This window comes from Specibacter sp. RAF43 (assembly GCF_052114065.1).
Lineage (GTDB): Bacteria > Actinomycetota > Actinomycetes > Actinomycetales > Micrococcaceae > Specibacter.
Genome location: NZ_JBFREA010000026.1, coordinates 36,700 through 45,597, shown reverse-complemented (window position 1 = coordinate 45,597; position 8,898 = coordinate 36,700). Strand labels below are relative to the sequence as shown.

Sequence of the window (8,898 nt, the reverse complement as noted above, 5' to 3'; positions counted from 1 at the left end):
GGGCAACCGTCGTCGAGAAGGGGCCCGGGGGCGGCTTCTCGACGACGGTTGCCCCGGCGAGCGGCGGGACCCCTTCTCGATGGCGGTTGCCAGGGCAGATCCGCAGCGGTTGCTACTTCACGTCGTCATCGACCCAGTCCATGGACTTGGTGACGGCCTTCTTCCACAGGCGCATCTGGCGGTCGCGTTCGGCGGCGTCCATGGTCGGCAGCCAGCGCTTGTCCTCGGACCAGTTCGCGGACAGCTCCCCCAGGTCCTTCCAGAAGCCGACGGCCAGGCCGGCGGCATAGGCGGCGCCGAGGGCGGTGGTCTCGACCACCTTCGGGCGAATGACGGGGACGCCAAGGATGTCGGCCTGGAACTGCATCAGGGCGTCGTTGGCGACCATGCCGCCGTCGACCTTCAGTTCGGTCAGGTCCACGCCGGAGTCGGCGTTGACCGCGTCGAGCACCTCCCGGGTCTGGAACGCGGTGGCCTCCAGCGCGGCCCGGGCGATGTGGTTCTTGTTCACGAACCGGGTCAGGCCCACGATGGCGCCGCGGGCGTCGGAGCGCCAGTAGGGGGCGAACAGTCCGGAGAAGGCCGGCACGATGTAGACGCCGCCGTTGTCCTCCACCGCGGCGGCCAGTTCCTCCACCTCGGGCGCGGACTTGATCATGCCCACGTTGTCGCGCAGCCACTGGATGAGGGATCCGGTGACGGCGATGGAGCCTTCCAGCGCGTAGTGCGGTGCCGCGTCGCCCAGCTTGTAGCCGAGCGTGGTCAGCAGCCCGTTCTTGGAGTGGACGATCTCCTCTCCGGTGTTGAAGATCAGGAAGCAGCCGGTGCCGTACGTGTTCTTGGCCTCGCCGGTCTCAAAGGCGGCCTGGCCAAAGGTGGCGGCCTGCTGGTCGCCGAGGATGCCGGCCACGGGGACCTCACGCAGCAGCTGGCTGCCGTGCACGGTGCCGTAGACCTCCGAGGAGGACTTGATGGCGGGCATCATGGACTTCGGCACGCCGAAGGCGGCCAGGATCTCCTCATCCCAGGAAAGCGTCTCCAGGTCCATGAACAGGGTGCGCGAGGCGTTGGTGACGTCGGTGATGTGGACGCCGCCGTCCACCCCGCCGGTCAGGTTCCAGGTGACCCAGCTGTCCGTGTTGCCAAAGAGCAGGTCCCCGGCCTCCGCCTTTTCCCGCGCGCCCTCCACATTGTCCAGGATCCACTTGATCTTGGTGCCGGAGAAGTAGGTGGCCAGCGGCAGGCCGACCTTCTGCTTGAACCGCTCGACGCCGCCGTCGGCCGCCAGCTCGTCGACGATGCCCTGGGTGCGGGTGTCCTGCCACACGATGGCGTTGTACACGGGCACGCCGGTGTTCTTGTCCCAGACGACGGCGGTCTCCCGCTGGTTGGTGATGCCGACACCGACGATGTCGTGCCGGGTCAGGTTGGCCTGGGCCAGCGCCGTGCCGATGACCTCGCGGGTGTTGTTCCAGATTTCGACGGCATCGTGCTCGACCCAGCCCGGCTTCGGGAAGATCTGCTCGTGCTCGAGCTGGCCGCTGGAAACAATGTTGCCGTCATGGTCGAAGACGATGGCACGGCTACTCGTAGTTCCCTGATCGATAGCGATTACATACTTGGACATCATTGCTTCCTTTGTTTGTAGAATCTGCTATTTATCTGCCGTAGGTTGTGGTCACTTCACCACGAGCGGCAGCCACTGGGCCATCAGTCCGCCGAGGGCGCCGCCAACCAGCGGTCCAACGATCGGAACCCAGGAGTAGCTCCAGTCGCTGGAGCCCTTGCCCTTGATGGGCAGCAGTGCATGGGCGATGCGCGGGCCCAGGTCACGGGCCGGGTTGATGGCGTAGCCGGTGGGCCCGCCAAGGGAGGCGCCAATGCCAACCACCAACAGGGCCACCGGCAACGGGCCGAGCCCGGTCACGCCGCCGCCGAAGTGGAGGATGACGAACACCAGCACGAAGGTGCCGATGACCTCGGTGACCACGTTCCAGCCGTAGCTGCGGATGGCCGGGCCGGTGGAGAACACGCCCAGCTTGGCGGCGGCATCTTGTTCGCCGTCAAAGTGCTGCTTGTACGCCACCCAGCAAAACACCGCGCCGAGGAATGCGCCGAGCATTTCCCCGCCAAAGTAGGTCAGCGTGGACCCAAACGTAATCGGAACCTCCGGGGCGTAGTTGGAGGCGCCGCTGGAGAGGATGCCCACGGTGACGGCCGGGTTCAGGTGCGCGCCGGACTTCGCGGCAACAAACACGCCGCACATCACGGCCAGGCCCCATCCCCAGTTGACCAGGAGGAATCCGCCGGCATTGCCCTTGGATCCCTTCAGCGCAACGTTGGCTACGACGCCGCAACCCAGCAGGGTCAGCATCATGGTTCCCATCACTTCGGAGAGGAACACAATTCCAAGAGACATCTTTGACTCCTTATCTTTATTTGATTATGCGCCGGACGCACCCTTTTGGCCCGCCCGCCTTGAGCCGCGTTGCCCGGGAGCCTTAGGCAATCAAGCTTTCCACGGGGCGCCGGGGCGCGGGGGCACTTTCGCGAGGGGGAGCTAGCCTGCCCGTGGTGCCGAGGATTCTCACTGTGACCCCCATCGAGTCCCGAGTCGTTGCGCGCCGGGCGTCTGTTCCCATTATTGTTGGAGCAATCGGAAAATATAGTCAACACGGTTGCACGAACGTGCAAAAAGGCGGTGCGGCCCATGCCAACGAAACCAACCAGGGCCTCGGATGCGCTCCGTGCTGCACAAATGTACTATCTGCAGGCCCAGACGATGGACGCCATCGCCCGGGAGTTGCGCACGTCCCGCTCCACCGTGTCCCGGCTGCTGTCCGCGGCCCGGGACAGCGGGCTGGTGCAGATTCAGGTCAAGACGCCCTCGGACCGGGCCCCGGAACTGGAGCGGGCCATCCACAAGCGGTACCGGGTAGACGTTCATGTGGTCCCCGTGGCGGACACGCTCAACGAGGTGGAGGTCCTGGACCGGGTCAGCATGCAGGCGGCCCGCACCATCGGCCCGCTGGTCGATTCGAACGCGGTCATCGGCGTCGCCTGGGGGTCAACGCTGAGCACCGTCAGCCGGCACCTGACCCGCAAGACCACCCACGGCACCGTCATCGTCCAACTCAACGGCGCCGGGAACACGCAAACCTCCGGCATCGCCTATGCCTCCGAGATCATCCGGCGGTTCGGCACGGCCTACGGGGCCACCGTCGAACAGTTCCCGGTTCCGGCCTTCTTTGACAAGGCCGAGACCAAGCGCATGATGTGGCAGGAACGCAGCGTCCGGCGCATCCTGGACCTGCAGGACCGCATGACCATCGCCATTTTCGGCGTCGGCTCCATAGACGCCGACCTCCCCAGCCACGTGTACTCCGGCGGCTACCTGGATGCCACGGACATCGCGGCCCTGGAGGCCGGCGGCGTCGCGGGGGACGTGGCCACCGTCTTCTTTCGCTCCGACGGCAGCGATGCGGGCATTGTCCTCAACGACCGCTCCAGCGGCCCCAGCCTGGCCAAGCTGCGCCAAGTCCGGCGGCGCATCTGCATCATCTCCGGGGCCAAGAAGATCAGGGGGCTGCGCGGCGCGCTGGCCGCCGGGCTGGCCACGGACCTCATCCTGGATGAATCCACGGCCCGGATACTGGTGGAACAGGAGAGCCCGTCCGCGGATCCCATCTTTGGCCTCCTGAACAGCCTGGAGGGCCTGTAGCCGCGCCGCATGCGTGCCGGGCCGCTTTGCTCGGTAGAGTCGTAGGCATGCATGCAGCACCCAAAAAGACGCTGAACAACGGCGTCCGGATCGACGCCCTCGGTTTCGGGGTCTACAAGGTCCCCCCGGCGGACTGTGCCGACCTCGTGGCCACAGCGCTCGACGCCGGCTATCGCACCGTGGACACGGCGGCCATGTACGGCAACGAGGCCGGCGTCGGGGCGGCCGTGCGCCGCGCCGTCGCCGCCGGCACGCCCCGGGAGGACATCTTCATCACCTCCAAGGTCTGGAACGACCGGCAGGGCTATGACGCCACGCTGGCCGCGTTCGACGAGTCCCTGGCCCGGCTGGGGCTGGACTACCTTGACATGTTCCTCATCCACTGGCCGGCCCCCGCCCGGGAGCTGTACATTCCCACCTACCGGGCCCTTGAATCGCTCTACCACCAGGGCCGGGTGCGCGCCATCGGGGTCAGCAACTTCGAACCCGAGCACCTGCGCCGCCTGCTGGAGGCCACTGGGGTGGTGCCCGCCGTCAACCAGGTGGAGCTGCACCCGTGGCTGGCGCAGCGCGAACTCCGCGCCCTCCACGCCGAGCTCGGCATCGCCACGCAGGCCTGGAGTCCGCTGGCCCGCGGCGCCCTGCTGGCCGACCCCGGGCTGGGCGCCATCGCCGCCGCCCACGGACGCTCGACGGCGCAGGTGGTGTTGCGCTGGCATGTCCAGTCCGGCCACCTGGTGATCCCCAAGGCCAGCAGCGCGGGACGGATCCGCGAAAACCTCAACGTGTTTGACTTCGAGCTGTCGGCCGGAGAATTCGCTGCCATCGAGGCCATGGACCGCGGGCAGCGCTCCGGCTCCAACCCCAACGACGTGAACTAGGGGTACCTGTGCGGAACAAGAGCGTGCGGAATAAGAGCGTGTGGAATAAGACCGTGCGGAGCACAACCCCGTGGTGGGGCAAGGGCGTGCCCGGCGGGGCCGGGCGTGCGCCGATCGCCGTGGACCTGGGCGCCCGGGCGGACGGGCACACCGTCTCAGTGGGCGGCGTCGTCGTCCGCTACTGGGACTACGCGCCGGTGGAGTGGACGCCGCAGACACGCACCATTGTCATGGTCCACGGCTTCCGCGGCGACCACCACGGGCTGGAGCGTGTGGTGGAGCTGCTCCCCCACATGCGCATCGTAATGCCGGACCTGCCCGGTTTTGGACAGTCCCCGGCATTCCCGGACGCGGCCCACGACATTGCCGGCTACGGCCGTTTTCTGGGCGACTTCCTGGATGCCCTGGCGCTGGGCCGGGACACGGTGCTGCTGGGCCACTCCTTCGGCTCGATCGTGGCCGGCCATTTTGCCGCCGCCCACCCGGGCCGGGTGTTTCCGTTGATCCTGGTCAACCCCATCGCCGCGCCCGCACTTGAAGGCCCGGCGGGTGTCCTGACCAAGCTGGCGGTTTTTTACTACCGGGTGGCGGCCAGGCTGCCGGCCGGGCCGGGAAACGCCCTGCTGCGCAACCCGCTGATCGTCCAGGCCATGAGCGTGGCCATGGCCAAGACCCGGGACCCGGCGTTGCGGGCGTTCATCCACGGCCAGCACCACGCCTATTTCAGTTCCTTTGCCGATCGGGACATGCTGCTGGAGTCCTTCCGGGCCTCGGTCGCCGGGACGGTGCGCCAGGTGGCCGAGCAGTTGACGCTGCCCACGCTGCTCATCGCCGGCGCCGAGGATGAAATTGCCACGCTGCCCAGCCAGCACAAGCTCATGGAGTTGCTGCCCCGGGGCGAGCTGGTGGTCATCGGCGACGTCGGCCACCTCATCCACTATGAAACCCCGCAGCCGGCGGCTGCGGCGATCCTCGATTTTCTCGAAAGGCACCCTCCCCTGTGATCGAGAGCCGGCCCGAAAGGCCCAAAATTGTCATGGATGCCCGGTTTACGCGCCTGGACCACCACGACGGCATCAGCCGCTACGGCGCGAGCCTCATCGCCGCCGTCGCACCGCACGCCGACGTCACCATGCTCATCAGCGACGTCCGGCAGCTGGCGCTGCTGCCGGACGTGCCCTCGGTGCTCATCCGCTCGCCGTTGTCCCCGCTGGAGCTTATCGTGGCGCGCACGGTCAACAAGCTGTCCCCGGACCTGGTGTTTTGCCCCATGCAGACCATGGGCAGCTGGGGGCGCAAGTACCCGCTGGTGCTGACGCTGCACGATCTTATCTACTACGAACACCCGGCGCCCCCGGGCTTCCTGCCGGCACCCGTGCGCGTGCTGTGGCGGCTCTACCACAAGGCGTACTGGCCGCAGCGGCTGCTGTTGAACCGGGCCAACGTGGTCGCCACCATCAGCCAGACGACGCTCGCCCAGATGCGCCGGCACCGGCTCACCCGGCGTCCCATCCGGATCGTGGGCAACGCGCCGCAGGGCGGGCGGGTGCCGCGCAATCCCGCCGTCGCACCGGAAAAGACGCTGACGTACATGGGCTCCTTCATGCCGTACAAGAACGTGGAGACGCTGATCGCCGGCATGGCCTGGCTGCCGGACTTCGCGCTGCACCTGCTCAGCCGGATCACCCCGGCGCGCCGGAGGGAACTGGAGGCGCTGGTGCCCGCCGGGGCGACGGTGGTCTTCCACAACGGGGTCACGGATGCCCAATACGACCAGCTGCTGCTGCGCACGACGGCGCTGGTGACCCTGTCCAGGGCCGAGGGCTACGGGCTGCCCCTGGTCGAGGCGATGGCCCTGGGCACCCCGGTGGTCGTGGCGGACACCGAAATTTTTCGGGAGGTGGGCGGCGACGCGGCGCACTATGTGCCGGCCGACTCCCCCGCCGACTTCGCCGCCGCCGTGCGGACGCTGGACTCCCCGGCCCACTGGGCGGAGCGTTCCGTGGCCTCGGTGGCGCGGGCCGCCACGTTCAGCTGGGACGCCTCGGCCCGGGAACTCTTGGCGATCGCGGCGGAGCTGCGGGCCGGAACTAAATGACGTCGACCCCGTCGCAGCGGACCTGGACCGGGGCACCCACCCGGCGCGCCGCATTGGCGGACTTTTGCGCCCGCAGCGCGGCCGTGATGCGGGCGGCCATGCCGTAGGGGAAGAAGAGCAGGGTCCGGTAGTCGGGGGCGTCCGGAACGTCCGCGGCCCCCCGGCCCTGGGGCGGGCCGGCAGCCAGCGGCGCCGGACCGATGACGCGCACCTGGGCGGGCAAGTCCAGGGCGGCGACGAAGGCCTTCACGTCGTCCTCACCCCCGGTCAGCGCGGCGACCCGCACGGCCGGGGGCAGCTGCAGCTCGTGCCGCAGCCCGAATTCCCGTTCCGCGTAGCCGGCCGGGTCCCAGCGGACCAGCGCCGCCACCTCCACCGAATCGTCGGCGGTCACCACGATCAAACCGCCGTCCCGGGCCGGGCGCACGAGCGCGGCGGCATTCATCCAGCGGCGCAGCGTGTCCTCGCCGGAGCGCAGCGACTCCCGCCGCAGCATCGCATCCCCATCCAGGAGCAGGGCCGCCGCATAGCCGTGGGCGGCCACCGGCTCCGCGCCGATGGTGGCGACCACGATGGCGGGCCGGTCCGGGACGGCCGCCTTGATGTGCTCGCCCGCCGAGGAAATCACCGGAACCGAGGGAAATGCCCGGCCCAGTTCCTCCGCCGTCCGCGCCGCCCCGACGGTAATGGCGCGCAGCGCGTGGCTGCCGCACGTCGGGCAACTGAAAGAGGTCTCGGCCCGGCCACACCACCGGCAGGAAAGCAAAACCTGCGCGGACCCCCCGGCCCGCGCTTGCAGGAGCGGGCCGGTGCAGTCGGTGCAGCGGGCCACTTCGCGGCATCGTTGGCAGGCCAGGGCCGGCGCGTAGCCGGTCCGGGCCACCTGGACCAGGACCGGCCCGGCCGCCAGGGCATCCTTGGCCACCTGCCAGGCCCGGTGCGGCAGCCGGGCCATGGCCGCCAGGGGGTCCCGGGCCTGTTCAAAGGAATCCGCGGTGCTGATGACCCGTGCCGTGGCCAGGCGGGCCGTGGGCCGCGCCGCGGCCAGCGACTGGGCCCACCCGGTGGCCAGCAGGCGCTGGGCCTCCGTGCTGCGGCTGTGGGCGGCCATGAGCACTGCGGTGTCTTCAATTTCGGAGCGCAGCAGCAGGACGTCGCGGCTGTGCTGGTACGGGGCCCTGCGCTCGATGTGCAGCTCGTCGCCGTCGTCCCAGCAGCAGACCAGGCCCAGCTCCCGGACCGGGGCGTACGCGGCGGACCGGGTGCCGATAACGATCTTGACCTCCCCACGCAGCACGCGCAGGTAGTTCTCATAGCGCTGGGTGGGGCCGTCGTCGGCCGTCAGGCGCACGTGGGAGTCCGCCGGCAGGACGTGGGCAAACGCCTTGTCCAGGAGGTCCAGCTCCCGGAGATCGGGCACCACCACGATCGCCCCGCGCCCCGATAGCTGGCAGTAGGCCACGGCCTGGGCGATCTGGTGGTGCCAGGAGCCGGGCCCGAAGCCGGTCAGGGCCGCCAGGACCCCCTTGGGCGATCCGCCCAGGGACAGCTGCGTGAGAAACGCCTCGGCATTGGAGTAGCCGGTGAACAGGGAGGCTCCGGGATGGGCGGCCGGCGGCACGGCCGGGGCCCCCGCCACAGGCGTGGCGGCAGCGGCGGCGGATTCGGCACCGGAGGCCGGGGCGGCGGCCAGATAGTCCTTCTCGACCCTGGCCACCCGCGGCGGGACGGCAACGCGCAGCACGTCGGCAACGGTGCCGCAATAGCGGCCGGCCACCCGGGCGGCCAGCTCAAGGATCTGCGGCTGCAGGACGGGCACCGGCGAATACACCCGGCTCAGGGGCACGAGGCGCTCGCTCTCGGAGGCGGCCACCCGCGCGGCCAAAAAACCGTTGAGGTCCTGGCCGGAAAACTTCACCCGCACCCGCACGCCGGGCAGGGCGGCGGCGTCGAGCTCCCGGGGCACCGAGTAGTCAAAGATCCGGTCCAGGTGCGGCAGCGGCGAGTCGATGACGACCTGCGCCACGGGCAGGGAGGGCGCCAGCTCCACCCCCGAGTGGGGGTCGGCGACCCGTTCGCGGCCCACAAAACCGCTGAGCAGGCTCAGCTGGATGCCCTGCTCGGGATGAGAGTCCATGGGGTCCTCCTCAGCCGTCGCGTGGATCAAATGGGATTCTTCTCTGCCACCAGCTAAGCAC

7 protein-coding genes are annotated in these 8,898 nt (G+C 69.1%); 4 read left to right on the top strand and 3 right to left on the bottom strand.

The window, feature by feature from the left end; all coding sequences use genetic code 11:
• Positions 1 to 112: 112 nt before the first annotated feature.
• Both glpK and AB4Y80_RS13840 read right to left on the bottom strand, forming a co-directional pair.
• Positions 113 to 1,627 carry a glycerol kinase GlpK gene (glpK, locus tag AB4Y80_RS13845; RefSeq protein WP_442214911.1) on the bottom strand — a complete coding sequence of 505 codons (1,515 nt, stop codon included), beginning with the start codon at positions 1,625 to 1,627 and terminating at the stop codon, positions 113 to 115.
• Between the two features lie 51 nt (positions 1,628 to 1,678).
• Complete coding sequence (locus AB4Y80_RS13840) at positions 1,679 to 2,419, bottom strand: MIP/aquaporin family protein (RefSeq protein WP_442214909.1); 741 nt, start codon at positions 2,417 to 2,419, stop codon at positions 1,679 to 1,681.
• 291 nt (positions 2,420 to 2,710) lie between these two features.
• Between AB4Y80_RS13840 and AB4Y80_RS13835 the strand changes: the two genes are divergently transcribed.
• From AB4Y80_RS13835 to AB4Y80_RS13820, 4 genes are read left to right on the top strand one after another with little or no spacing between them, the layout of a single operon-like run.
• Positions 2,711 to 3,721 (top strand): sugar-binding transcriptional regulator, encoded by a 1,011-nt coding sequence (locus AB4Y80_RS13835; protein ID WP_442214907.1) that lies wholly within the window; start codon positions 2,711 to 2,713, stop codon positions 3,719 to 3,721.
• Positions 3,722 to 3,768: 47 nt separating this feature from the next.
• Positions 3,769 to 4,602, top strand: a complete 834-nt coding sequence (locus AB4Y80_RS13830) for an aldo/keto reductase (protein ID WP_442214905.1) — start codon at positions 3,769 to 3,771, stop codon at positions 4,600 to 4,602.
• Positions 4,603 to 4,655: 53 nt separating this feature from the next.
• Entirely contained in the window at positions 4,656 to 5,606 is a 951-nt protein-coding gene (locus AB4Y80_RS13825; protein ID WP_442214903.1) for an alpha/beta fold hydrolase, read from the top strand.
• 32 nt (positions 5,607 to 5,638) lie between these two features.
• Complete coding sequence (locus tag AB4Y80_RS13820) at positions 5,639 to 6,700, top strand: glycosyltransferase family 4 protein (RefSeq protein WP_442214901.1); 1,062 nt, start codon at positions 5,639 to 5,641, stop codon at positions 6,698 to 6,700.
• Here AB4Y80_RS13820 and AB4Y80_RS13815 read toward each other — a convergent pair.
• On the bottom strand, positions 6,693 to 8,837 hold the full coding sequence (locus tag AB4Y80_RS13815) for a primosomal protein N' (RefSeq protein WP_442214899.1): 2,145 nt from the start codon (positions 8,835 to 8,837) through the stop codon (positions 6,693 to 6,695). The genes AB4Y80_RS13820 and AB4Y80_RS13815 overlap by 8 nt on opposite strands.
• Between the last annotated feature and the right edge of the window lie 61 nt (positions 8,838 to 8,898).